Below are 24,200 nucleotides of genomic sequence, written 5' to 3'. Positions count from 1 at the left end.
GCCATCAAAATCCAAGATGGTAAGGTCAGTTTGCATTTGCCTAAATTGATGCCGTTGTGGCTGGCAAAACAATTTGTGATGCGCAAACAGCAATGGATCGCTGACAAATTACTGCACTATCAAAAACGGCCGCCTGAGCGGCAATTTGTGCAAGGTGAATTGCAGCCTTTTATGGGCGAATATTATCCTTTAGATATTGTTTGCGAGACCAACCGCCAGCGAACTCATATCAAACTCGAACAAAAAAAATTGATCATGCTGGCGCCGATGAATGTGAGTTCACTGCAAGTGCGTCAGACATTGACCCGATGGTATAAACGCCAGGCTGAATCGCTTTTAATCGCCCGGGTAAAACTGCTGGCCGAACAAACTGGTTTATCGCCCAAACAGGTTAAAATCAAAAGTTATAAAGCTCGTTGGGGCAGTTGTAATCTCCGTGGCGAAATTCAACTGAATTGGCAGTTAGTTCAGGCCACTCAAGCGATTAATGATTACGTGATCATTCATGAATTATGTCATCTGCAGCAACATAATCATTCAAAAGCGTTTTGGGATTTGGTTGAACGATTTGACCCGAATTACCGCGAGCATCGAAGTTGGCTGAAAAATCATGGCCATCAACTAGTTATTTAATGTGACGGACTTAACTTGGTAATTTTTCAATTATCAATTACCATATGCCACATTGAATGAGGAACGCTGCGACAGAGAATGCTCTGCTAGGCTTATTCAATTTCACATTTCCAAACGGCGTTCATTATTAACAGGTCACTGGTAGTAATGGGCGTTTCATCCGAACTTTTCCCATAGCAAAACTATCATTACCTTATTTGAATTTTAATGAGGAAGTTGTCTATGAGTAATGCTTATCTTTTTACCTCTGAATCCGTTTCAGAAGGTCATCCAGATAAAGTAGCAGACCAAATTTCCGACGCTGTGTTAGATGCCATTCTGACCAAAGATCCCCACGCCCGTGTTGCCTGCGAAACCCTGATAAAAACGGGGGTTGCCATTGTCGCCGGTGAAATTTCAACTAATGCCTGGGTCGATTTGGAAGATATTGTTCGTAAAACTATCACGGATATTGGTTATAACAGCTCTGAAGTCGGTTTTGATGGACAAACCTGTGGCGTGATGTCGGTTATCGGTAAGCAATCCAGCGATATTGCCATGGGTGTGGATCGTGAAACTGAAGAAGATCAGGGAGCTGGTGATCAGGGCCTGATGTTTGGTTATGCCAGTAATGAAACCGAAGTGTTGATGCCAGCACCAATAACCTACGCTCACCGCTTGGTGAAACGTCAGGCAGAAGTGCGTAAAAGTGGTGAATTGCCTTGGTTACGTCCAGATGCTAAAAGTCAGGTGACTTTCATCTATGAAAATGGCGTACCCGTTGGTGTTGATGCCGTCGTGTTATCCACTCAGCATAACCCTGAAATCAGCCAGGCCGATCTCAAAGAAGCGGTAATGGAGCTGATCATCAAACAGACACTTCCAGCCGAATGGCTCACTAAAAATACCCGTTACCATATCAATCCAACCGGACAATTTATTATTGGCGGACCAGTGGGTGATTGTGGTCTGACCGGCCGTAAAATTATCGTTGATACATACGGTGGTATGGCCCGTCATGGTGGCGGGGCATTCTCCGGTAAAGATCCATCGAAAGTGGATCGCAGTGCGGCTTATGCGGGCCGTTATGTGGCAAAAAATATTGTTGCTGCCGGACTTGCTGATCGATGCGAAATCCAGGTTTCTTACGCAATTGGTGTTGCTGAGCCCACCTCAATCAGTGTCGATACATTCGGTACCGGCAAAATTGCTGAAGATAAACTTGTCGCATTAGTTCGCGAGCATTTTGATCTGCGCCCGGTTGGTCTTATCAAAATGCTGGATTTAGTCCGTCCTATTTATCAGCAAACGGCTGCATACGGTCATTTTGGACGTGAAGAAGCTGACTTCAGCTGGGAACGAACTGATCTTGCTCCCGTCTTACGTGAAGCAGCAAAAATCAACTAATTACAGGAAATCATCATGCAATCAGCAGTAGAAAATCTAAAACCAGATTACAAAGTTGCCGACATTAGCCTTGCGAAATGGGGCCATCAGGAAATCAAAATCGCTGAAAGCGAAATGCCTGGTTTGATGGCATTGCGCGAAGAATATGCAGGTCAATATCCGCTTAAAGGTGCGCGTATCGCCGGTTGTCTGCATATGACCATTCAAACCGCTGTGTTGATTGAAACACTGGTAGAACTCGGCGCTGAAGTGCGCTGGTCATCATGCAATATCTTTTCAACTCAGGATCACGCCGCTGCGGCGATTGCCGATCAAGGTATTCCGGTATTTGCCTGGAAAGGTGAAACCGAAGAAGAAGCCATCTGGTGTATTCGTCAAACAATCGTTGGCACTGACGGCTGGCGCCCGAATATGATTCTGGATGACGGCGGCGACTTAACCACAATGATGCATCAGGATTACCCTGAATTGCTGGCTGATGTTAAAGGTCTGTCTGAAGAAACTACTACTGGTGTTCACCGTTTATACGAAATGATGAAAGCAGGTGCCTTGAAAGTACCGGCTATTAACGTTAACGATTCAGTTACTAAATCTAAATTCGATAACCTGTACGGCTGCCGTGAATCGTTGCTTGACGGAATCAAACGTGCAACCGATGTTATGGTTGCCGGCAAAATCTGTGTGGTTTTAGGTTACGGTGATGTTGGTAAAGGCTGTGCTCAAGCCTTCCGTGGTATGGGTGCCACCGTTATGGTCACCGAAATTGATCCGATTTGTGCCTTACAGGCGGCAATGGAAGGTTACCGGATAGTCACCATGGATGAAGTTGCAGATAAAGCCGATATCTTTGTCACGGCGACTGGCAATATCAATGTCATCAATCATGACCATATGGCCGCGATGAGAAACGAAGCCATCGTTTGTAATATCGGTCACTTTGATAACGAAATTGATGTTGCTTCAATTCGTAAATATCAGTGGGAAAATATCAAACCGCAGGTGGATCACGTTATTTTCCCTGACGGCAAACGTATTATTCTGCTGGCGGAAGGTCGTCTGGTAAATTTGGGTTGTGCAACTGGTCATCCTAGCTTTGTGATGTCAGCCTCTTTCACCAATCAGGTAATGGCACAAATCGAGTTATGGCATAACAGTGCCAACTACGAAAACAAGGTTTATGTGTTGCCGAAACGTCTGGATGAAAAAGTGGCTAGATTGCATTTAGGTCGTATCGGTGCGAATCTGACCGAATTAAACGCAGAACAAGCCAAATATCTGGGTCTTGAACAGAATGGTCCATACAAACCAGAACATTACCGTTACTAAGTTTAAATGGGGGCTAACTTTTCAAGTTAGCCCTTTTTCTTTTTTCCCTTGAAGTTAAGCATCATGTCCAAACAACCTGTTATCAGCTGCGAATTTTTCCCGCCTAAGACGGAAAAAGGCGCCCAGAACCTTTTATTGGTACAAGAGCAATTGTCCGTATTAAAGCCTGAATTTTATTCGGTGACTTTTGGTGCAGGTGGCTCAACTCAGGACAATACTCTGGAGGCAGTAGTAGCTATACAGCAACGTGCTGCTGAAACCGGAATTGGTGCAGCGCCACATCTCTCGTGTGTGGGATCTTCAAAAGAACGCATTCGCACTATTTTACAAACCTATATTGATAACGATATTTCCCGTTTGGTGGCATTAAGAGGCGATTTACCTTCTGGTATGCGCGACCCAGGTGATTTTCGCTATGCCAATGAACTGGTAGATTTTATCCGTAAGGAAACCGGCGATCATTTCACCATTGAAGTTGCCGCTTACCCGGAAGTGCATCCGCAGGCACAGGACGCCAACAGCGATTTTGAAAACTTCAAACGCAAAGTTGATGCCGGTGCTGACAGTGCTATCACGCAGTATTTTTATAATATTGATGCCTACCTGTATTTTGCAGATCGCTGTATGCAGGCCGGTATTGAAATTCCGATTATTCCCGGCATTATGCCGATCAATAATTATTCACAACTGGCCCGTTTTTCTTCCGGCTGTGGGGCAGAAATTCCGCGCTGGCTGCGTAAAAAACTGGAAGCCTATTACGACGATATTCCGTCCATGCAGGCGTTTACCACTGATTTTCTGACCGATTTCACCGAACAATTAATGGAAATTGAGGTGCCCGGTCTGCATTTTTACAGCATGAATAAATCCGAGCCGGTATTAACCGTTTGCGAGCGGCTGGGATTAGTTCTCTGACACTTGGGCTAAATTAGCCGTGGATTTTTTCGGCGCATCTTTCGTCGCAGCACTCAAACTGTTGATGTCATTTGATGCCACTGTCTGGGAGATCATTCAGACTTCCGTCAGTATTTCAGTTGCAGCCGCATTCATCGCGGCTTTACTGGCGATCCCGGCAGGCGTCTTTACTGCATTAACCGAATTTTCAGGCAAAGCGGCTCTACAACACATCCTCAATACCTTGATGGCCATGCCCACCGTGGTTATTGGCTTGTTACTCTATGGGCTGTTCAGCCGAATGGGACCATTGGGTGAATTAGGACTGCTCTACACCCAATCAGCCATGATTATCGCCCAAAGTATTTTGATCTTTCCGATCATGATGAATCTGACCTTAGTGACCGTAAATGCCGCGGATCCACGTTTGATTCTGACATTAAAGAGTCTCGGTGCAGATAAATGGCAACAATGTTTTCAAGTATTAAAAGCCGTGAGATTAGCCGTATTAGTGGCTATTTTGACTGGATTTGGTAGGGCAATAGGTGAAGTTGGTGCCGCTATGATGTTGGGCGGTAATATTGAAGGCTACACCCGCACCATGACCACCGCCATTGCCTTAGAAACCAGTAAGGGCGAGTTCGAATTAGCGTTGGCACTGGGCATAGTGCTGTTGCTTATTGCCTTTATATTGAATTTTGCGTTGTCGTGGCTCAATCGGAGATTAACATGAGCTACGCATATCAACTCAACAACGTCAAAGTGCATTACGGCAATCAGCCAGCCTTGGATATTGAACAACTCAATATCCCACTAAATGAATGTCTGGCCGTATTAGGCGAGAACGGCGCTGGCAAGTCCACTTTGTTCCATATACTGGCATTATTACAACGACCAGATGCAGGGGATATGCTGGTCTTTGGTGATAATATCGCGACATCAAAGACGCAGCATCGCCAGCGAATCGGTCTGGTAGATCAACATCCCTATATGCTTCCTGGCACCGTAACAGACAATATTCAATTGGCGCTGAAACTGCAGAAAGTCGATAAGTCATTGCATGCATCTCGACTGCAACAGGTATTGGAAACGGTCAATTTGATGCGGCTGGCCTATCAATCCGCCAGCACGTTATCAGGTGGTGAACAACGCCGTGTAGCCATCGCCAGGGTATTGGCCTTTGAACCGGATATTCTGTTGCTGGATGAACCGTTTGCGAACCTCGATAGCTTTCATCAACGGCAGCTTGAAGATGTAATTAATAGCTTAAACTCAGGTGGAAATCGTACGGTATTGTTTTCAACACATGATCGATTGCAGGCTTTGGCTATAACACCAAATGCCTTGCAGCTGGTAAGAGGAAAGCTGGTTTCCGCCCCACTACTGAATTTATTTCATGGTCATTATGATGGTGAAATATTTCACACCAACTCGCTTAAGATCTTCGCAGCAGAAGGCTCTTCGTCCGCCAGACATATTGCCATTGATCCTCTGGCGATCACTGTTAGCACTCATGCCCACTCAGATAGCAGTGCTCGCAATCAACTACCCGGCAGGCTTATCAGCATCAGCGAAGCCGACAAAGCCATCCGCTTGACCATTGATTGTGGTGATAAATTTGAAGTGATCATCAGCCGCCAGGCACTGTCCGCTTTAGAACTGTCAATCGGTCATTCTGTATGGATAAGTTTTAAATCCACCGCTGTGACCTTAGTGTGATTTTTATTTTAGAAACACGTATAGGCAACGGCGCGACGATTGCGGTAACATAAACTCATGGTCACAACATTAAAACAAAAAATTAAGTGAAGCCCTCATTACAGCTACGCATTGGTCAGAGCCTGTCGATGACTCCTCAGTTGCAACAAGCGATCCGTTTGTTGCAATTATCTTCGTTAGAGCTGCAGACTGAAATTCAGGAAGCGCTGGAAACCAACCCCCTGCTCGAAGTTGAGGAAGAATACGATTACGGTGAACCAGGCGTTGCTCGTCGCGATGAAGATAATGGTAGCCGCGAAATAAGTGAGCTGGAAAATACCGATATCCCTGAAGATCTGCCCGTAGATAGCAAATGGGAAGATACCTACGATAACACTCAAAGCATGAGCAGTTCCGGTCCATCCGGCGATAGTGATTATGAGCGTGATAATCAAGATGAGAGCAGCGATAGCCTGCAACAACATTTGCTCTGGCAAATGCGTCTCACGCCATTTACTGAAACGGAACAAGCTATTGCCACCACCATCATTGATTCAATTGAAGATGATGGCTATCTAAAAACCACTTTGGAAGAAATTCAGCAAAGCCTTGGTGAAGAATTTGCTGAGGTAGAGTTGGATGAAATTGAAACCGTATTACATCGGATTCATCACTTTGATCCGGTTGGCGTCGGCGCCCGTGACCTACGCGAATGTCTGTTAATTCAACTGCGACTGTATGAATCCTCTGTCGCTCTGAAACATATCGAATTACTGACAGAGCTTATCGACAAACATCTGGATACACTCGCCAAACGTGATTACGCTCAGATAAAACGCATGCTGAAAGTCAGTGATGATGAGTTAACCGATCTGGTGCGTTCAATTCAATTGCTCAATCCGCGTCCTGGCAGTAGTATTCAAACTGAAAAAACCGAATATATCGTGCCGGATGTTTATGCGATAAAAGTGAATGGAAAATGGCAGTTATCACTTAACCCGGACAATGCACCAAAACTGCAAATTGCCGAGCATTACGCTTCCTTGATTAACCGGGCAGATAGCAGTGAAGAAAATACTTATCTGAAAAACAACCTGCAGGAAGCACGCTGGTTTCTGAAAAGCTTACAAAGTCGTAATGAAACCCTATTGAAGGTCACCCAAGCCATTGTTGAACGGCAAAGAGACTTTCTTGACCATGGCGAAGAAGCTATGAAACCGTTGGTGTTAGCCGATATCGCTGAGACAGTGGAAATGCATGAATCGACTATATCCCGAGTCACCACACGCAAATATCTGCATACCCCACGTGGTATTTTTGAATTGAAATTCTTTTTCTCCAGCCATGTTGGGACAGAAAGTGGCGGGGAATGTTCAGCTACAGCCATTCGCGCGATCATCAAAAAACTGGTCGCGGCAGAAACCCAAGAAAACCCCTGAGTGACAGCAAAATTGCTGATATTCTCGGAGAACAGGGCATTAATGTCGCTCGCCGTACCATTGCAAAGTACCGCGAAACGTTAGCGATAGCGCCCTCAAATGAGCGTAAGCGACTGGTGTAACGCCAGTTTTAGTCCACCAACAGGAGCAATGCATTATGCAATTAAATCTAAGCGGACAACATATCGATATCACTGACAGCCTGCGGGATCATGTCAATAAAAAATTCGAGAAACTTACTCGTCATTTTGATCATATGACTAACGTGCATGTGGTGCTGTCTGTTGAAAAACTACGGCAGAAAGCTGAAGCAACCGTGCATGCCAGCGGAGCAGACTTGTTTGCTTCTGACGAGCAGGAAAATATGTATACCGCTATTGAAAATCTGGTTGCCAAACTGGATCGACAAATCATTAAACACAAAGATAAAATCACCAACCACCATCAAGCTGATGGTGCTATTCAAAAACATAACGCTAGTTAAGGGGCGGGATTTTTCATGCTTATCGCTGCACTGCTCGTAAATGCCGACAACATCAGTTTTCACGATGAAGCCACCAGTAAAAAACGGGTGATCGAAAATCTCAGTCGAATGCTGGCGGCCAATACCAGTGCAGCGACAGCTGAAAAAATCTTTCAAGTACTGCTCGAGCGCGAGCGTTTGGGCAGTACCGGTTTAGGCAAGGGCGTGGCAATTCCCCACGCCCGAGTCCCGGACCTCACTCATACCGTCGCCGCCATGTTAACTCTGGAAACCCCCATCGATTTTGAGTCGGCTGATAACAAACCAATTGATATCGCCTTTGGTTTATTAGTGCCCGAAGATGATACCGAACATCATTTGCAACACCTCTCTCGGCTGGTGACGTTGTTTCGTGATGAAGAAATCTGCAGCCGTATTCGTCAGGCTTCAAGCGCCGACGCCATTTTTGAATTATTGCTCTCGATCGACGAAGAATAATCTATCCATGTCTTTGCCAACAGCCATTGAGCGTCATCATGGCGTTATGCTCAATTATCGAGGTAAAGGCTTACTCATCTGTGGTGAAGCGGGAATTGGTAAAAGCAGTCTCGCACTTGAATTAATTCATCACGGGGCAATACTGATTGCTGATGATGTGGTGGATTTTTCCATTGAAACTGACCAACTTGTCGCACATTGCCCTGAAAGTCTTACAGGCTTGTTGCACACCCGAGAGTTGGGTCTGCTGGATATCCGCAGGATCTGTGAACTAAATAGTTGGCAAGCCAGTTCATCCGTTGATTTAGGTATAGAACTCACACAACAAAATCAATTACCAGCGAGCCTTAGCACCCCATATTTATCTAAAGAAATTCTAGGTAAACCATTGGTTATGCTGTCCTTAGTCGTGAATAACCCTGCTTCATTAAAAAACCGCATTGATAGTTGGTTAACTATGTATGAAAGCCAGGCAAACAGTATTGAAAACCTGCAACTTTGGCAGTTAGGGAAATTGCGTTTTTCAGCATAGAATTTGCCTATAACGCTGATATCCATTACATTCATTGGCGGTAAACTGCCCTTCCAGTCCGACTTTTACTGGTGACCAAGAGAAGCATAATGACAGTAGGTATTTTAATCGTTTCGCATAACCATATCGGCACCGAGCTGATTAACACGGCAAGGCAAATGTTGTCTTGCTGTCCATTGCCTACCAAAGTTATCTCTATCGAGGTAAAAGATAATCCCGATGCGATTCGCAAGCAGCTTGATGGTGAATTAATTGGACTGGATCAGGGTAATGGCATTTTAATTTTGACCGATATGTTTGGCTCAACCCCGAGTAATATCGCCTGTGCGGTCTCAGATCGCGAAGACATAAGAATAGTTTCTGGGCTCAATCTTCCCATGTTAATCCGTGTTTTAAACTATCCAACTTTGAATCTTGATGAACTTGAAAACAAAGCGGTAAGCGGTGGTCAAGAAGGCATTGTGCGTTGTCACCACTCAGGATACCGTCCATGAAACACGAACAGACATTTACCATCATTAACCGCTTGGGTTTACATGCCCGTGCCGCGGCTAAATTTGTTACTACGGCCTCTCAGTTCAATGCAGATATTCACGTTTCGCGAGATAGTCGTCAGGTAAACGGCAAAAGCATTATGGGTGTGATGATGCTAGCAGCCGCTAAAGGAACAGAGATAGAGGTCACTGCGGAAGGCGATGATGCAGAATCAGCCTTACAAGCAATCGGCGAATTGATTGCTAATTTCTTTGGGGAAGGTCAATGACGCTCGAGCTCCAGGGAATTGGTGTTTCTCGAGGCATTGCTATCGGACGTGCCCATATACTGTTTCACAATCAGCCAGATGTTCGCGAATATCTGATTCCAGCATTTTCAATTGAGCAGGAAGTTGAACGCCTGCTGGATGCGATTGAGCAGGCCAAGCAACAACTCAAATCCATCCGCAATCATATCCCGGCAAATGCACCGGCGGATGTGACATCTTTTATTGATACACACATTTTGATGCTCAATGACTCATCATTGACCAAAGTACCGGTCGATATGATCCGCCAGCGTCGTTGTAATGCTGAGTGGGCATTGCAATTGCAACGTGATGCACTGATCAACGTTTTCAATGAAATGGACGATCCTTATCTGCGGACACGTCGTGATGACGTCGATCATGTGGTCAATCGTATCCATCGCATTCTGGCCGATCAGGAAGTGGCTGATCATGAAATTGCAGATGGACGGCTCAAAGGCCATATCATCATAGCTGAGGATCTGACCCCAGCCGATACCGTGTTGATGCAGCATCAGGGAATTGCTGCCTTTGTCACCGAACATGGTGGTGCGACCTCACATACGACCATTTTGGCGAGAAGCCTGGGCATTCCCGCGATAGTCGGTGTGGAATCGGTCCGTCGTTATGTACAGGATAACGAGCCTCTAATCATCGATGGTGAAGCCGGCATCATGATTGCCGGCGCTGACGAAAGTACCCTCAAAGAATATCAACAGCGGCGTATTGCCTTCGATGAACACATTTCATCATTAAGCCGCTATAAATCCCAACCTACCCGTACCCGTGATGGCAAAACCATCACCCTGCTGGCTAATGCCGAGTTACCTGAAGACATTACCACCATCAGTAACGCCGGAGCGCAGGGTATTGGTTTGTATCGAACCGAATTTCTCTATATGAACCGGCTGGCTCCACCGGAAGAGGAAGAGCAGCTCGCGGCTTATCGCGATGTTGTTGAGGGCATGAATAACCAACCGGTAACCATTCGCACATTTGACTTAGGTGCAGACAAAACCGTTGATGGCGGCCGCCACCTCACCCAAACAGTAGTTACCAATCCGGCTTTGGGTTTACGGGCCATTCGATTATGCCTGACACAACCCGCTATGTTCCGTACCCAGTTAAGAGCCATTTTGCGTGCATCGGCCTACGGCAAAATTAAAATCATGTTCCCAATGATCTCCACCATGCATGAATTATTGCAGGCGCGAAATTTACTGGAGCAATGCAAGCTCGAACTGGATAAAGAAGGCATGGAATATGATCGGCAGGTAGAAATCGGCGCGATGATTGAAATCCCTGCCAGCGCCGTTTGTGCGGAGATGTTCGCTCGTCACGTTGATTTTCTGTCTATCGGTACCAACGATTTGATTCAATATACTCTGGCGATTGACCGTATTGATGACACGGTCAACTACCTTTATGACCCATTGCATCCAGCGGTATTACGCTTAATTCATATGACGCTTGAAGCGGGCAGAAAATTTAATGTGCCGGTATCCATGTGCGGTGAAATGGCCGGTGATCCTCGCTATACGCGTTTATTGCTGGCGATGGGACTGGAACATTTCAGTATGCATCCGAATGCTTTGCTGGAAATCAAACAGATCATCAACGAAACCGATTTGAGTTTATTACCGGCAAATACACTCAGCATCATGGAAGTTTCTGATGCGTTGGAGGCAGATATGTTGCTTGAGCAGATCAACGCACCAATCCATCATTAAGGTTTGTTTATCTTTAGGGTTTGTCATCCGGACAGATAAACGGATCCTAATAATTTAAAGCTATCCACTACCAGACAAGCAGGCTAAAATACAGCCTGAAAATCCTCCCCCCTTCAAGTACCGACGCCCTCTGGAGCCGGATATGTCTGAGCTGGACCGACATCGCAGTCTCAATCACTCGCTGAATGCGTTTTCCGAAGCGCTTAAAAGTGGACGCTTCGTCAGAATGCGCCGCTTATTAGCCAGCTTACATCCCGCTGAAACAGCTCATTTACTGGAATCTTTGCCACCAGCAGAGCGCCAGGTTTGTTGGCCAATCATCAATCCCGAGTTACGCGGTGAAGTGCTTTCCTATATTCGTGAAGATGTTCGTACCGGTCTGATGACCGGCATGGATACCGCTGACTTATTAAGCGCGACAGAAGATCTTGATACCGATGACGTCGCTGATATTCTGCAGGATCTACCCGGTCACGTGATGCAGGAAGTGTTGCGAGCCATGGACTCGCAGCGTCGTCGTCGTGTAGAAGCTATTCTGGCCTTTGAGGAAGATACTGCCGGTGGGTTGATGAACACCGATGTGGTCACGGTGCGTTCGGACATAACCCTTGAAGTGGTTTTACGTTATCTGCGAATGTACGGTGAATTACCGGAAAATACTGATAGCTTGTACGTTGTTGATCATCAGGATAAATATCTCGGCACATTGCGATTGTCCCAAGTTGTTAGCCGCAGTCGTTCTCTTACCGTTCGCGAAGCGATGTCGCATCAGGTCGAAGCTATTCCGGCGAATATGTCGGATCACGATGTTGCGCATCGTTTTGAAAAACACGATCTGCTTTCCGCGCCAGTCGTTGATAAAGATAATCACTTACTAGGCCGTATTACTATCGATGACGTGGTAGACGTTATCCGTGATGAAGCCGAGCACTCTTTTTTGAGCATGGCCGGTTTAAGTGAAGATGAAGATACCTTTGCTCCTGTCAAAAAAAGTATCCATCGCCGCTCGGTCTGGCTGGGAATAAATCTGATCACCGCTTTTTTAGCGGCAGGGGTTATCGGGCTGTTTGATACCACGATCGAAAAACTGGTGGCATTAGCGGTATTGATGCCAATAGTTGCCAGTATGGGCGGTATTGCTGGCAGTCAGACTTTGACACTGGTCATTCGCTCAATGGCTTTGGGTCAATTGAATGATAAAAACCAACGCTGGTTGTTACGTAAAGAATTTCTGGTGGGCATGGCGAATGGTGTCATTTGGGCTTTTGTTATCGCCTTTATGACCTACCTTTGGTTTGGTAATTTTTTACTCGGCGTTATGATTGGTGCGGCCATAATTGTTAATATGACAGCTGCAGCCATCGCAGGCGTCACGATCCCTTTGGGATTAAAACGTATCGGGATTGATCCGGCTTTATCCGGCAGCGTGTTATTAACCACTGTCACCGATGTGGTTGGATTTATGGCTTTCCTTGGATTTGCTACTCTGTTTATCGTTTAACTCGGATTTTATTATGTCAGGCAACAGTTTTGGAAAACTCTTTACCGTCACCACCTTTGGCGAAAGTCACGGCACAGCGCTGGGCTGCATTGTGGATGGCTGTCCTCCAGGACTGGAATTGTCTGAAGCGGATCTGCAAGGCGATCTGGATCGTCGACGTCCCGGCAAAAGCCGTCATGAAACTCAACGCCGCGAACCCGATCAGGTCAAAATTCTTTCAGGTATTTTTGAAGGCAAAACCACCGGCACACCGATTGGCTTATTGATTGAAAACGTTGATCAACGCTCAAAAGATTACGGCAATATTGCAGAGCAGTTTCGCCCAGCACATGCCGATTATGCCTATCAGCATAAATATGGTTTTCGTGACTACCGTGGTGGTGGTCGCTCGTCCGCGCGTGAAACCGCCATGCGTGTCGCAGCAGGCGGGATTGCTAAAAAATTCCTCAAGCAACGTTATGGAATCGAAATACAGGGTTATCTGAGCCAACTTGGCCCAATCAAAGCGGAAACAATGGATTGGACCCATATCGAAAATAGTCTGTTTTTCAATCCGGATCCAAATATTGAAAGTCAGCTGGAAGACTATATGGATGCCTTACGTAAGGAAGGTAATTCGATTGGTGCACGTATCAATGTGATTGCCCGCCATGTGCCTCCTGGTTTGGGAGAACCTATTTTTGACCGTCTGGATGCCGATATTGCCCATGCAATGATGAGCATTAATGCGGTAAAAGGTGTTGAGATCGGTGCAGGATTTGAATCGGTTACTCAAAAAGGTACCGAGCATCGGGATGAACTGACACCGGAAGGTTTTTTAAGTAACAATGCAGGCGGGACATTAGGTGGTATTTCCAGCGGACAGGATTTGCTGGTCAGCATGGCGCTCAAACCTACATCCAGTCTGCGTATCCCTGGTAAAAGTATCAATACACGTGGTGAACCGATAGAAGTCGTCACCCACGGTCGACATGATCCCTGCGTCGGTATTCGGGCCACACCTATTGCAGAAGCCATGCTGGCATTGGTATTAATGGATCATGTGTTGCGCCATCGGGCACAGAATATGGATGTTACCACTGATACCCCTATCATTCCGGCGCAAGCCTGATCTGATCCTTGGTGCCTTTTTCCGGTCTTCCCTACTGGCGACTGTCAGGGTTTTATCTTTTTTATTTTGCGACCTTGGGCATTCTGGTGCCCTACTGGGGCCTTTACCTGCAATGGGAAGGTTTCAGCGCCAGACAAATTGGTGAGTTAACCGCCATTTTGTTGGCAACCAGAATCATCGCACCTAATGTCTGGGGTTGGATTGCCGATCATCGTGGTCAGCGAATGCGCATCGTTCGACTGGCCAGTTTTCTCAGCATTTTGGCTTTCTCTGCCATTTTTATCTCACAAAGCTATTACTGGATTGCAGGCGTGATGGTGCTGTTCAGTTTTTTCTGGAATGCTTCGCTACCCCAATTTGAAGTCACTACCCTGCAACATCTGGGGGAGCATAGTCACCATTACAGCAAAATCCGTGTATGGGGCTCAATTGGTTTTATCTGTGTGGTAGTAATACTAGGCTGGCTATTGGATCGGTATGATGCGGGCATAGTGCCTTATGCGTTGCTGATCTCTATCTCCGGGATTTGGCTAATCAGTTTGAGCGTACCCGAATCGGCCAGTCGGCACCTTAGTTTGAATCATATTCCGATCAAAACCTTGCTCAAACAACCTTCCGTACGCGCTTTTTTAGCCATCTGTTTTTTAATGCTGGTCAGCCATGGCCCCTACTATACTTTTTATAGCATTTATCTGGAGCAGCATGGCTACAGTCGAACCCTTATTGGACAGTTATGGGCATTAGGCGTCATCGCTGAGTTAATGGTATTCCTGGTGATGCATCGCTGGTTACCACGTTTTGGTATCCGTAAGGTATTGCTGGCGAGCTTATTATTGGCTGCGCTTAGATGGTTGCTGATCGCCTTTTATGCTGATCAGATATTGATTTTAATTGTCGCACAATCATTACATGCCGCAAGCTACGGAGCCTATCATGCCGCTTCAATTGCCTGGGTGCATCACCACTTTATCGGACGCAATCAGGGACGAGGCCAGGCGTTGTATAGCAGCATGAGTTTTGGTGCTGGAGGCGCGGCAGGGAGTCTCTTGAGTGGTTATTTATGGCTCACCCCTGGGCCTCAAATAACATTCATACTGGCAGCTTTAACCGCGAGCAGTGCTTTTTTAATTGGCTTTATCTGGCTCAAAACAATTAAAACGCCCGCTGTTAAATAACCATTCAAATAACGTGGTAAGCTTCCCATAAGTACCGCAAAGCCGCTATACTCCTGCGTTGAAAATTTCGAAAGCCAACAGTGCTTAAGCACTGCTTCTGACTAGGTGGGATATGCATTTCTCAATTAAGAAAGGGCTGACATTGCCCCTTGCTGGTGCCCCGGAGCAAAAAATTAGCCAAGCTAATCCGGTGACAACTGTTGCTGTGTTGGGTCACGAATTTGTCGGCATGAGGCCGACCATGCTGGTTGAAGAAGGACAACGGGTTAAATTAGGTGAAGCATTATTCACCGATAAAAAAACGCCTGGAGTTACTTTTACAGCACCTGGTTCAGGCGTGATTACTTCCATCAATCGTGGTGCTAAACGCGCTTTGCAATCAGTCGTGATTCAGCTCGAAGGTGATGAACAAGTTACTTTTCAGCATTATTCTGCGAAAGAACTACCCTCTCTAAAACGTGAGCAAGTACAGCAGAATCTGGTCGAATCCGGTCTATGGACTGCGCTGCGTACACGTCCGTATAGCAAAACACCTGAGCTGGACAGTGAACCCAAAGCAATTTTTATTACTGCTATTGATACCAATCCTCTTGCTGCCGACCCAAATCTGATCATTAATGAATATGCTGAAGATTTCAAAAATGGACTGACTGTGCTCAGCCATTTAACTAGTGGTAAGCTGTATCTCTGCCAAGCTCCACAAGCAGCATTACCCACTCCTGATATTCAGAATCTAGAAACTCCAACCTTCTCCGGCCCACATCCTGCGGGATTGGTTGGTACACATATCCATTTCATCGAACCAGTCAGTGTCAAAAAAATGGTTTGGCATATTGGTTATCAAGATGTTATTGCCATTGGCAAACTGTTCACCACTGGCCAAATCTGGGTTGAGCGTATTGTCTCTTTGGCCGGCCCAATGGTGAATACCCCACGACTAATTCGTACCCGCCTTGGCGCGAACACAGAAGATTTAGTCCGTGGTGAATTACAAAATATACGTTCACGCGTTATTTCCGGTTCAGTGTTTAATGGCCATACCGCTAATAATTGGGCAGCCTTTGTTGGCCGTTTTCACAACCAAATTTCAGTGCTCGAAGAAGGCACACACCGTGAAATATTAGGCTGGATTCGTCCGGGCGGTGCTAATAAATATTCTGCTTTGAATGTTTTCTTTAGCAAGCTGCTGGGTAAAAAAGACTTACCGTTGACCACTTCACAGAATGGTAGTCCACGCGCCATGGTGCCAGTAGGTGTATTTGAAACCGTTATGCCTCTGGACATTTTACCAACGCAACTGCTGAGAGCTTTATTGGTCAGAGATACAGATTCTGCTCAAGCCCTGGGGTGTCTTGAGTTGGATGAAGAAGACTTGGCCCTATGTTCATATGTTTGCTCCGGCAAATATGATTATGGCCCTGCGCTGAGAGCCAATCTTACACAAATAGAAAAAGAAGGATAACCATGGCGCGTTTAAGACGATTCCTTGACAGGATAGAGCCGTCATTCCAAAAAGGCGGACCATACGAGAAGTATTTTGCCGTCTATGAAATGATCGATACATTCATTTACAGCCCGGGTGATGTGACTCGTGGCTCTCCGCATGTTCGAGATGGTATCGACCTTAAGCGGGTAATGAGTTACGTCGTGCTCGCAACCTTACCGGTTTTGATGCTGATGTTATGGAATACCGGCTATCAGGCTAACAGTGCCATGGCCCAATTGGGTATGTCGACGTTGGAAGGCTGGCGTGGCTGGATCTTGACCAGTTTTGGTATCGGTTATGATCCCAACAGCATGTTCTCTAACATGTTCCACGGACTTTTATACTTTTTGCCGATATACCTGACGACATTGATTGCCGGTGGCACTTTTGAGGTCATTTTTGCTGCAGTGAGAAACCATGAAGTCAATGAAGGCTTTTTGGTCACTTCAATGCTCTACAGCTTGACACTGCCACCCTCAACGCCATTATGGCAGGTGGCTCTGGGTATTATCTTTGGTGTCGTCATTGGCAAAGAAGTATTTGGCGGTACAGGCAAAAACTTCTTGAACCCCGCATTAACTGGCCGGGCATTTTTGTACTTTGCCTACCCTGCACAAATGTCCGGCGATGCAATCTGGACAGCGATTGATGGTTACACCGGTGCAACACCTCTGGCTCTGGCAGCTTTAGGCGGTTTGGATGCGATCACCGAAGCGGGTTATACCTGGTCACAAACCTTTATCGGTCATATGCCTGGCTCTTTAGGTGAAACCTCAACACTGGCCATCCTATTAGGTGCCGCGTTCCTGCTTTATACCCGAATCGCTTCTTTCCGAATTATTTTCGGGGTGTTTATCGGTATGGTTGCTACTACCTGGCTATTCAACATGATAGGCAGTGAAACTAATCCGATGTTTGGTCTGCCCTGGTACTGGCATTTATCTCTGGGTGGTTTTGCCTTTGGTATGGTCTTTATGGCAACAGATCCCGTGTCCGCAGCGATGACGAATAAGGGGCGCTGGATCTACGGCATATTGATAGGTTTTATGACCGTTTTGATAAGGGTAATCAATCCCGCTTTCCCAGAAGGCATTATGTTAGCCATTTTGTTTGCCAATATATTCGCACCTCTTATCGACTATTTTGTCGTTCAGTCCAACATTAAACGAAGACTACAAAGAAGCTAACTATGGCAGAAATTACTCAGAAAAAAGGTTTTTTGGGACAGCTGATGCAGCGACCCAATGATGACCCGACAAAAACCATATTCATTGCAATAATGCTTTGTTTAGTGTGTTCGGTAATGGTGTCAACAGCTGCCGTAGCACTTAAATCCAAGCAGATTGTGAATAAGCAGAATGATATACGCCAAAATATTTTAGCGGTGACTGACCAATATGAACCCGGAATGGACATGGAAACCGCCTTTGAGAAATTTGAGGTCAAACTGGTAGATATTGCTGCTGGCGAGTTTGCAGAAAATGATATCAACCCCGCAACATTCGATCAGCGTAAAGCTGCCGGTTCTCCCGATTTAGGTGTTCGTCTTAGTAACCGGGAAGATATTGCTGGAATTGGTAGTCGAGCTAAATATGCACCCGTTTATATTCTGCGCCAGGGTGATGAGATCGAGCAGATCGTCATTCCGGTGCATGGATATGGATTGTGGTCGACCATGTATGGTTTTCTGTCTCTGGAAAATGACTTTAATACCATTCGCGGCTTACGGTTTTACGAACATGCTGAAACACCCGGTTTAGGTGGTGAAATAGAAAATTCACGCTGGTTGGCCAAATGGGAAGGTAAAAAAATATTTGATGAAAATGGCAATGTGGAGTTTAGAGTTGTACGCGGTTATGTCGACAACAATACTCCACAAGCTGAATATAAAGTCGACGGTCTATCTGGAGCCACGCTGACCAGTCAGGGCGTATCCAATATGATGGTTTTCTGGTTAGGTGAAAATGGATTTGGTCCTTTTTTGCAAAACATGCGTTCAGAGGTGGGGAATAACTGATGGCTAGCCAAGCAAAAACAAATGTTATCGACCCGTTAATCGATAACAACCCAATCACATTACAGGTTCTTGGTATCTGCTCAGCGTTGGCAGTTACCACCAATATGACCGCTGCCTTGATAATGTGTATCGCACTGACGACGGTCGCCGCATTTTCTGGTGCCATCATCAGTATGATTCGACACCACATTCCGTCGAGTATTCGTATCATTGTGCAAATGACGGTTATTGCCTCTCTGGTAATCATCGTTGACCAGATCCTAAAAGCCTATGCTTATGAAGCCAGCAAACAATTATCGGTATTTGTTGGTTTGATAATCACCAACTGTATTGTTTTGGGTCGTGCAGAAGCGTATGCGATGAAAAACTCTCCTGGCATGAGTTTTCTTGATGGTTTAGGTAACGGCTTGGGTTACAGCGTAGTGTTACTTGTTGTGGCATTCTTTCGTGAATTGCTGGGCGCCGGTAAGTTGTTTGGTCAAACCATTATTCCAGTTGCCAATGAGGGTGGTTGGTATATGCCGAATGGCTTGATGCTGCTGCCTCCTAGTGCGTTTTTTATTATTGGTCTAATGATTTGGGCTATTCGTACCTGGAAACCTCGTCAAGTTGAGGCGCCCGATTATCAGATTCATCAAGTACATCGCACGGAGGTTTTGTAAATGGAGCATTATCTCAGCCTGTTTATCCGCTCAATTTTCGTTGAGAATCTGGCGCTGGCCTTCTTTTTGGGTATGTGTACCTTCCTCGCAGTGTCGAAAAAAATTGAAACGGCATTGGGCTTAGGCATAGCGGTTATTCTGGTTCAGGCAATTACTGTCCCAACCAATAATCTGATTTATCAGTATCTGCTTAAAGAAGGTGCATTATCCTGGGCCGGTTTACCTGATGTGGATTTAAGCTTCTTGGGGCTTATCAGCTACATCGGCGTAATTGCTGCCATGGTGCAAATTATTGAAATGGCCATGGATAAATACGTGCCAGCTCTCTATAACGCTTTAGGTATTTTCTTGCCTTTAATCACTGTGAACTGCGCCATTTTAGGTGGCACATTATTCATGGTTGAACGTGATTACAATCTTGCCGAAAGTGCGGTTTACGGTGTAGGTAGCGGCTTTGGTTGGGCACTGGCTATTACTGCAATTGCAGGCATCAGAGAGAAACTTAAATATTCCGACGTTCCTGACGGCCTACAAGGCCTTGGCATCACCTTCATTACTGCGGGCTTGATGGCGTTAGGATTCATGGCATTTTCGGGGATTCAACTCTAATGGAAATCATTTTAGGCATCGTTTTATTCACGCTGATCATCATGGCGTTGGTATTCGTTATTATCAGCGCGCGCTCCAAACTGGTAGCGACCGGTGATATCGAAATTATCGTCAACGATGAAAAAACGATTAAAACCAAGGCTGGTGGCAAGCTTTTAGGAGCTTTAGCCGATGCCAACCTGTTTGTATCTTCAGCCTGCGGTGGTGGTGGTACGTGTGCACAGTGCAAAGTAAAAATCTTCGAAGGTGGTGGCTCGATTCTGCCCACCGAAGAATCACATATCACCAAACGTGAAGCCGCTGAAGGTGACCGCTTATCTTGCCAAGTTGCCGTTAAACAAAATATGCGGATTCAAGTACCTGAAGAAGTATTTGGCGTAAAAAAATGGGAATGTACGGTTCGTTCCAACGATAACGTTGCAACCTTTATTAAAGAACTCATTCTTGAATTACCGGAAGGTGAAAGCGTTAATTTCCGTGCCGGTGGTTTTATACAGATTGAATGTCCACCACACACTGTTGAATATAAAAACTTTGTGATTGCTGATGAATATCGTCCTGATTGGGATCGTTTTGATTTATGGCGTTATAAATCTGTAGTGAAAGAAAATGTCGTACGTGCTTATTCAATGGCGAACTACCCAGAAGAAAAAGGTATTGTGATGTTGAATGTACGTATAGCATCTCCGCCTCCAAACGCAGATGATGTTCCACCGGGCATCATGTCTTCATATATCTTTGATCTCAAACCCGGCGATAAGGTCACGATTTCAGGTCCTTTCGGCGAATTTTTTGCCAAAGATACCGATAAGGAAATGGTCTTTATCGGTGGTGGTGCTGGTATGGCACCAATGCGTTCGCATATTTTTGATCAACTGCGTCGTTTGAAATCCAAACGTAAAATGACCTTCTGGTATGGCGCTCGTAGTCTTCGAGAAATGTTTTATACCGAAGATTTCGATGAGCTGGCAGCTGAAAATGATAACTTTACTTGGCATGTCGCATTATCAGACGCCTTACCGGAAGATAACTGGACGGGTTATACAGGCTTCATTCATAACGTTATCTATGAACACTATCTTAAAGATCATCCGGCACCTGAAGATTGTGAATATTACATGTGTGGTCCACCAATGATGAACGCCGCCGTCATCAAAATGCTCGAAGATTTAGGTGTCGAACCTGAGAACATTATGCTTGATGATTTTGGAGGCTAAAATGAATACTTTCCTAGCCACATTTTTGATTATTTTACTTGCAGTATTTGCCATGGCTATCGGGGTGATCTTTGGCCGTTCTGCAATCAAAGGTAGTTGTGGCGGTTTGAACCAGGTAGGACTATCAGGAAGCTGTGGTGGTGCCTGTTCAACACAGGAAAAACAAGAGTGTGAGGCCCGAAAGCGGGCAAAACAACAAAACTAATCAGCGTCAGGGAGAAACTCATGCTTGCATCACTCAAAGTTAAAGATCACATGAATGGCACCAAAATCACCTTCACACCTGAAATGGATGTTTTACGGGCAATTCATCAGCTGATTGAGTTTAAAATTTCCGGTGCCCCGGTGATTGACCAACGAGGCAACCTTATTGGCTTTCTTTCTGAAAAAGATTGTATGCAAGTTGCACTAAATGCAGCTTATCAGGGTGAAGCAGCCGGCCGTGTCGAAGAGTATATGCATAACAAAGTAGAAACAATTGATTATGAGGCTTCAATTATTGAAGTCGCTCAGAAGTTTTTACAAACAGCCTACAAGTGCTTGCCCGTGATTAAAGAAAACAGACTTGTCGGTTCAATTACCAGACAAAATATTTTGAAGGCTCTAGAGCTGACGTCGAATCCTGATGCAAAACAACCAGCCAAACAATCAACCAAACAGAACATTCATGTCAGTAATAATGTTTCCTGACAATTGAGTTATCAAATTGCTATAAAAATTACAGCCGCCTCGCGGCTGTTTTTATTTCCGAGTTTATAATTTTTCTCTTGGATTTTTTACACAGGCGATTTAGTGTAAGCTTTTGACTATCGTCATCAAACCGACTGAGTATTTATGATTTATAACAGTATCCTCGACACTATCGGTAATACCCCAATTGTCAGACTCAATAATATCGCTCCTGACCATGTTGAGATGTATGTTAAGGTTGAGGCCTTTAATCCAATGGCTTCTGTTAAAGACCGACTGGCATTTTCAGTAATAGATGACGCCGAAAAACGTGGCGTTTTAAAACCAGGTCAGACAGTTATTGAAGCCACTTCAGGTAATACAGGTATTGCATTAGCGATGGTCTGTGCAGCAAAAGGCTATCCTTTTGTCGCCACTATGGTTGAAACATTTTCGGTTGAACGACGCAAAATAATGCGAGCCATGGGCGCCAAAGTAATATTGACACCGGCAGCCGAAAGAGGCACTGGAATGGTAAAAAAAGCGGAAGAACTCGCTGAAAAACATGGCTGGTTTCTCGCTCGACAATTTGAAAACCCAGCGAATCCTGCTTTTCATCGCAATACAACAGGTCCAGAGATTCTTCGTGATTTTGCCGGCAAAAACTCGATTACTGGGTTTCTGGCTGGGGCACAGGCGGCACATTGACGGGTGCTGGTGAAATGATAAAACTCGCCAGACCAGATACTAAAATAGTTGCAACAGAACCTGCTGCTGCTTCAATGCTGGCTGGCGATGATTGGCATCCCCATAAAATTCAAGGCTGGACGCCGGATTTTATTCCTGATGTTTTAAATCGTGATGTCTATGACGAGTTATATCCAGTGACAGATGAAGAATCGAAAAACTGGGCATTACGCTTAGCCAGTGAAGAAGGAATCTTCTGTGGACTCTCCTGTGGTGGCACTGTAGCTGCAGCGATGAAAGTCGCTGAAACAGCCCCTACAGGCTCTGTAATTCTGGCGATGCTACCTGACACGGGCGAACGATATTTATCAACTTATCTGTTTGAAGGTATGAACGAAGGCTCTGATGATGAGTGGCTGGCTAGCCTCGGCTAGCCAGCCATTTGAATTACTGGTGAAGAACTGCTGCAACTGCCATAGACCAACAGCATGTATGATCAGCCCCACCGACTAAATAACTTTTCACTTTTTCACGGCTTTTAAATTTCGACAAATAAGACATTAAGACTGAACCAGGTACCACAAAATCATGATCACCTATTAAATGTACTTGTGGTACCGCTTCCAATGCCGCACTGAAGTCAACCGGGTTTAATGATCCATATAAGGGATCTGATGCATTAAAATCCGTCCACCACCGATGATCAAGATTACCCGCAACGGTCACTAATAGTGCAACATCGCCCCTTTTTGATGCAATAATTGAAGCAATAGCACCACCACCTGAATATCCTACTAAACGAATATTTTCAGCTTTATAACGTTGTTTAATTTCAGTAATAGCCAAATCCATCGAATCGACAACGGCCTGTGAATAGCGATGCGATGTCCATAGTTCGCGATTGCAAGAATTAAATCTTGTGGCTTTCAAATATTGACAAGGACGCCCTATATAAACGCTGTGCCCCGCTGATTCTTGGGCTAGTTTTAAGGCAATACCAGGCTCTCCATCACCCTCAATAAAGATATTAAGCGTCTCCGCTTGGATTAAATCCGGTGGGACAAAACCAATCATAATGTGTGAACCGCCAGATAGAATTATACGGTTCCAAGATGTTGAATCATTTGCTTGAACAGCAAAAGATAGAAAAAAAAGCAGCATGAATTTTTTCATGGAACACCTCCTTAAAGGGTGACATGAAAACTTCTGCATATAAGGTGCCAAATGAGGTTAAGAAATTAATAGTGACAAATTAGATTTTTGACACGTGATAGGTTCACCTAACAAAAAAGCGTAAACAATCATTACTCGCTAACAACTGTTACGGCAGATATTTACAATTAGGTAATGTATGGCGATAACACAGGATGCAGTTATCGGTGACCTACTTTGATGAAGCGCATCCCTGCACTTCACCCTTCAGGCAGCTACCGCTGCCCAAATCTGTTCCAGACGATTTTGTTATGTCCATGGATGGAAGGTATGCCGCTAATGCAGGAGCAATTTGCGGCCACATGGGGGTTACCATGCTCAGGCAGGACACTGCAAACCTTCAAGACAAAAAAAGGCCACCCCAATCGGAGTGGCCTTTTCTATTATATAAAGCCTGGCAGTGACCTACTTTCACATGGGAACTCCCACACTATCATCGGCGCTGAGCTGTTTCACTTCTGTGTTCGGGATGGG

At 45.4% G+C, this 24,200-nt stretch carries 24 protein-coding genes, 2 pseudogenes and 1 riboswitch; of the genes and pseudogenes, 25 read left to right on the top strand and 1 reads right to left on the bottom strand.

The features are described 5' to 3' along the window. The 25 genes and pseudogenes from E8Q33_RS07765 to cysK all read left to right on the top strand — a co-directional run. On the top strand, positions 1-633 hold a 633-nt coding region (locus E8Q33_RS07765; protein WP_168800173.1), incomplete at its 5' end, for a M48 family metallopeptidase. Positions 634-685: 52 nt separating this feature from the next. Further along, positions 686-763: riboswitch (S-adenosyl-L-homocysteine riboswitch) on the top strand. 92 nt (positions 764-855) lie between these two features. After that, positions 856-2,019 (top strand): methionine adenosyltransferase, encoded by a 1,164-nt coding sequence (gene metK / locus E8Q33_RS07760; RefSeq protein WP_136553978.1) that lies wholly within the window; start codon positions 856-858, stop codon positions 2,017-2,019. A gap of 15 nt (positions 2,020-2,034) precedes the next feature. Beyond that, complete coding sequence (gene ahcY / locus E8Q33_RS07755; RefSeq protein ID WP_136553976.1) at positions 2,035-3,345, top strand: adenosylhomocysteinase; 1,311 nt, start codon at positions 2,035-2,037, stop codon at positions 3,343-3,345. 63 nt (positions 3,346-3,408) lie between these two features. Further along, positions 3,409-4,260: a methylenetetrahydrofolate reductase [NAD(P)H] gene (metF, locus tag E8Q33_RS07750; RefSeq protein WP_136553974.1), complete on the top strand. Its 852-nt coding sequence runs from the start codon at positions 3,409-3,411 to the stop codon at positions 4,258-4,260. Positions 4,261-4,279: 19 nt separating this feature from the next. Continuing rightward, a complete protein-coding gene (locus E8Q33_RS07745) occupies positions 4,280-4,972 on the top strand; it encodes an ABC transporter permease (protein ID WP_247869973.1) in 693 nt (230 codons plus the stop codon). Beyond that, entirely contained in the window at positions 4,969-5,958 is a 990-nt protein-coding gene (locus tag E8Q33_RS07740) for an ATP-binding cassette domain-containing protein (RefSeq protein ID WP_136553972.1), read from the top strand. Before E8Q33_RS07745 ends, E8Q33_RS07740 begins: the two co-directional genes overlap by 4 nt. 128 nt (positions 5,959-6,086) lie before the next feature. Further along, positions 6,087-7,498, top strand: a pseudogene (locus E8Q33_RS07735) (RNA polymerase factor sigma-54). A 35-nt stretch (positions 7,499-7,533) separates the two neighbouring features. Then, positions 7,534-7,860 (top strand): ribosome hibernation-promoting factor, HPF/YfiA family, encoded by a 327-nt coding sequence (gene hpf / locus E8Q33_RS07730; RefSeq protein WP_069296314.1) that lies wholly within the window; start codon positions 7,534-7,536, stop codon positions 7,858-7,860. Between the two features lie 15 nt (positions 7,861-7,875). Continuing rightward, on the top strand, positions 7,876-8,337 hold the full coding sequence (locus E8Q33_RS07725; RefSeq protein WP_136553970.1) for a PTS sugar transporter subunit IIA: 462 nt from the start codon (positions 7,876-7,878) through the stop codon (positions 8,335-8,337). Between the two features lie 7 nt (positions 8,338-8,344). Further along, positions 8,345-8,869 (top strand): HPr kinase/phosphorylase, encoded by a 525-nt coding sequence (locus tag E8Q33_RS07720; protein ID WP_168800172.1) that lies wholly within the window; start codon positions 8,345-8,347, stop codon positions 8,867-8,869. An 89-nt stretch (positions 8,870-8,958) separates the two neighbouring features. Further along, positions 8,959-9,363, top strand: coding sequence for a PTS sugar transporter subunit IIA (locus tag E8Q33_RS07715; protein WP_136553966.1), 405 nt, complete (start codon positions 8,959-8,961; stop codon positions 9,361-9,363). Beyond that, the gene (locus E8Q33_RS07710; RefSeq protein WP_069296318.1) at positions 9,360-9,632 is read left to right on the top strand and encodes an HPr family phosphocarrier protein; all 273 of its coding nucleotides are present in this window, start codon (positions 9,360-9,362) and stop codon (positions 9,630-9,632) included. Before E8Q33_RS07715 ends, E8Q33_RS07710 begins: the two co-directional genes overlap by 4 nt. After that, complete coding sequence (gene ptsP, locus E8Q33_RS07705) at positions 9,629-11,380, top strand: phosphoenolpyruvate--protein phosphotransferase (RefSeq protein ID WP_136553964.1); 1,752 nt, start codon at positions 9,629-9,631, stop codon at positions 11,378-11,380. The genes E8Q33_RS07710 and ptsP overlap by 4 nt, the downstream gene beginning before the upstream one ends. A 142-nt stretch (positions 11,381-11,522) precedes the next feature. Beyond that, positions 11,523-12,881, top strand: coding sequence for a magnesium transporter (gene mgtE, locus E8Q33_RS07700; protein WP_069296319.1), 1,359 nt, complete (start codon positions 11,523-11,525; stop codon positions 12,879-12,881). Positions 12,882-12,894: 13 nt separating this feature from the next. Then, on the top strand, positions 12,895-13,992 hold the full coding sequence (gene aroC, locus E8Q33_RS07695) for a chorismate synthase (protein ID WP_136553962.1): 1,098 nt from the start codon (positions 12,895-12,897) through the stop codon (positions 13,990-13,992). A gap of 11 nt (positions 13,993-14,003) precedes the next feature. Beyond that, positions 14,004-15,167: an MFS transporter gene (locus tag E8Q33_RS07690; RefSeq protein WP_136554144.1), complete on the top strand. Its 1,164-nt coding sequence runs from the start codon at positions 14,004-14,006 to the stop codon at positions 15,165-15,167. A gap of 112 nt (positions 15,168-15,279) precedes the next feature. Beyond that, positions 15,280-16,629 carry a Na(+)-translocating NADH-quinone reductase subunit A gene (locus E8Q33_RS07685; RefSeq protein WP_136553961.1) on the top strand — a complete coding sequence of 450 codons (1,350 nt, stop codon included), beginning with the start codon at positions 15,280-15,282 and terminating at the stop codon, positions 16,627-16,629. A gap of 2 nt (positions 16,630-16,631) precedes the next feature. Beyond that, positions 16,632-17,840, top strand: coding sequence for an NADH:ubiquinone reductase (Na(+)-transporting) subunit B (locus tag E8Q33_RS07680; RefSeq protein ID WP_069296323.1), 1,209 nt, complete (start codon positions 16,632-16,634; stop codon positions 17,838-17,840). Positions 17,841-17,842: 2 nt separating this feature from the next. Next, entirely contained in the window at positions 17,843-18,670 is an 828-nt protein-coding gene (locus E8Q33_RS07675) for a Na(+)-translocating NADH-quinone reductase subunit C (protein ID WP_069296324.1), read from the top strand. Then, positions 18,670-19,332, top strand: a complete 663-nt coding sequence (locus tag E8Q33_RS07670) for an NADH:ubiquinone reductase (Na(+)-transporting) subunit D (RefSeq protein WP_069296325.1) — start codon at positions 18,670-18,672, stop codon at positions 19,330-19,332. Before E8Q33_RS07675 ends, E8Q33_RS07670 begins: the two co-directional genes overlap by 1 nt. Next, a complete protein-coding gene (gene nqrE / locus E8Q33_RS07665; protein WP_069296326.1) occupies positions 19,333-19,941 on the top strand; it encodes an NADH:ubiquinone reductase (Na(+)-transporting) subunit E in 609 nt (202 codons plus the stop codon). Then, positions 19,941-21,158 carry an NADH:ubiquinone reductase (Na(+)-transporting) subunit F gene (gene nqrF / locus E8Q33_RS07660; RefSeq protein WP_069296327.1) on the top strand — a complete coding sequence of 406 codons (1,218 nt, stop codon included), beginning with the start codon at positions 19,941-19,943 and terminating at the stop codon, positions 21,156-21,158. The genes nqrE and nqrF overlap by 1 nt, the downstream gene beginning before the upstream one ends. Before the next feature lies 1 nt (position 21,159). Next, the gene (gene nqrM / locus E8Q33_RS07655; protein WP_069296328.1) at positions 21,160-21,363 is read left to right on the top strand and encodes a (Na+)-NQR maturation NqrM; all 204 of its coding nucleotides are present in this window, start codon (positions 21,160-21,162) and stop codon (positions 21,361-21,363) included. 20 nt (positions 21,364-21,383) lie between these two features. Next, positions 21,384-21,848: a CBS domain-containing protein gene (locus E8Q33_RS07650; RefSeq protein WP_069296329.1), complete on the top strand. Its 465-nt coding sequence runs from the start codon at positions 21,384-21,386 to the stop codon at positions 21,846-21,848. Between the two features lie 144 nt (positions 21,849-21,992). Continuing rightward, positions 21,993-22,948 (top strand): annotated as a pseudogene (gene cysK / locus E8Q33_RS16715) (cysteine synthase A). Positions 22,949-22,961: 13 nt separating this feature from the next. On the opposite strand, the gene E8Q33_RS07640 reads toward cysK, so the two are convergent. Next, positions 22,962-23,687 (bottom strand): hypothetical protein, encoded by a 726-nt coding sequence (locus E8Q33_RS07640; protein WP_069296331.1) that lies wholly within the window; start codon positions 23,685-23,687, stop codon positions 22,962-22,964. Between the last annotated feature and the right edge of the window lie 513 nt (positions 23,688-24,200).

It is taken from the genome of Methylophaga sp. SB9B (genome assembly GCF_004832235.1).
Lineage (GTDB): Bacteria > Pseudomonadota > Gammaproteobacteria > Nitrosococcales > Methylophagaceae > Methylophaga > Methylophaga muralis.
The sequence above is the reverse complement of the archived record's forward strand: the minus strand, read 5'-3'. Positions and strand labels throughout refer to the sequence as shown.

Bases quoted from the DNA above. Each gene is read 5' to 3' on its own strand.
- metK (WP_136553978.1), top strand. From the start codon at position 856: ATGAGTAATGCTTATCTTTTTACCTCTGAATCCGTTTCAGAAGGTCAT.
- ahcY (WP_136553976.1), top strand. From the start codon at position 2,035: ATGCAATCAGCAGTAGAAAATCTAAAACCAGATTACAAAGTTGCCGAC.
- metF (WP_136553974.1), top strand. From the start codon at position 3,409: ATGTCCAAACAACCTGTTATCAGCTGCGAATTTTTCCCGCCTAAGACG.
- E8Q33_RS07740 (WP_136553972.1), top strand. From the start codon at position 4,969: ATGAGCTACGCATATCAACTCAACAACGTCAAAGTGCATTACGGCAAT.
- hpf (WP_069296314.1), top strand. From the start codon at position 7,534: ATGCAATTAAATCTAAGCGGACAACATATCGATATCACTGACAGCCTG.
- E8Q33_RS07725 (WP_136553970.1), top strand. From the start codon at position 7,876: ATGCTTATCGCTGCACTGCTCGTAAATGCCGACAACATCAGTTTTCAC.
- E8Q33_RS07720 (WP_168800172.1), top strand. From the start codon at position 8,345: ATGTCTTTGCCAACAGCCATTGAGCGTCATCATGGCGTTATGCTCAAT.
- E8Q33_RS07715 (WP_136553966.1), top strand. From the start codon at position 8,959: ATGACAGTAGGTATTTTAATCGTTTCGCATAACCATATCGGCACCGAG.
- E8Q33_RS07710 (WP_069296318.1), top strand. From the start codon at position 9,360: ATGAAACACGAACAGACATTTACCATCATTAACCGCTTGGGTTTACAT.
- ptsP (WP_136553964.1), top strand. From the start codon at position 9,629: ATGACGCTCGAGCTCCAGGGAATTGGTGTTTCTCGAGGCATTGCTATC.
- mgtE (WP_069296319.1), top strand. From the start codon at position 11,523: ATGTCTGAGCTGGACCGACATCGCAGTCTCAATCACTCGCTGAATGCG.
- aroC (WP_136553962.1), top strand. From the start codon at position 12,895: ATGTCAGGCAACAGTTTTGGAAAACTCTTTACCGTCACCACCTTTGGC.
- E8Q33_RS07685 (WP_136553961.1), top strand. From the start codon at position 15,280: ATGCATTTCTCAATTAAGAAAGGGCTGACATTGCCCCTTGCTGGTGCC.
- E8Q33_RS07680 (WP_069296323.1), top strand. From the start codon at position 16,632: ATGGCGCGTTTAAGACGATTCCTTGACAGGATAGAGCCGTCATTCCAA.
- E8Q33_RS07675 (WP_069296324.1), top strand. From the start codon at position 17,843: ATGGCAGAAATTACTCAGAAAAAAGGTTTTTTGGGACAGCTGATGCAG.
- E8Q33_RS07670 (WP_069296325.1), top strand. From the start codon at position 18,670: ATGGCTAGCCAAGCAAAAACAAATGTTATCGACCCGTTAATCGATAAC.
- nqrE (WP_069296326.1), top strand. From the start codon at position 19,333: ATGGAGCATTATCTCAGCCTGTTTATCCGCTCAATTTTCGTTGAGAAT.
- nqrF (WP_069296327.1), top strand. From the start codon at position 19,941: ATGGAAATCATTTTAGGCATCGTTTTATTCACGCTGATCATCATGGCG.
- nqrM (WP_069296328.1), top strand. From the start codon at position 21,160: ATGAATACTTTCCTAGCCACATTTTTGATTATTTTACTTGCAGTATTT.
- E8Q33_RS07650 (WP_069296329.1), top strand. From the start codon at position 21,384: ATGCTTGCATCACTCAAAGTTAAAGATCACATGAATGGCACCAAAATC.
- E8Q33_RS07640 (WP_069296331.1), bottom strand. From the start codon at position 23,687: ATGAAAAAATTCATGCTGCTTTTTTTTCTATCTTTTGCTGTTCAAGCA.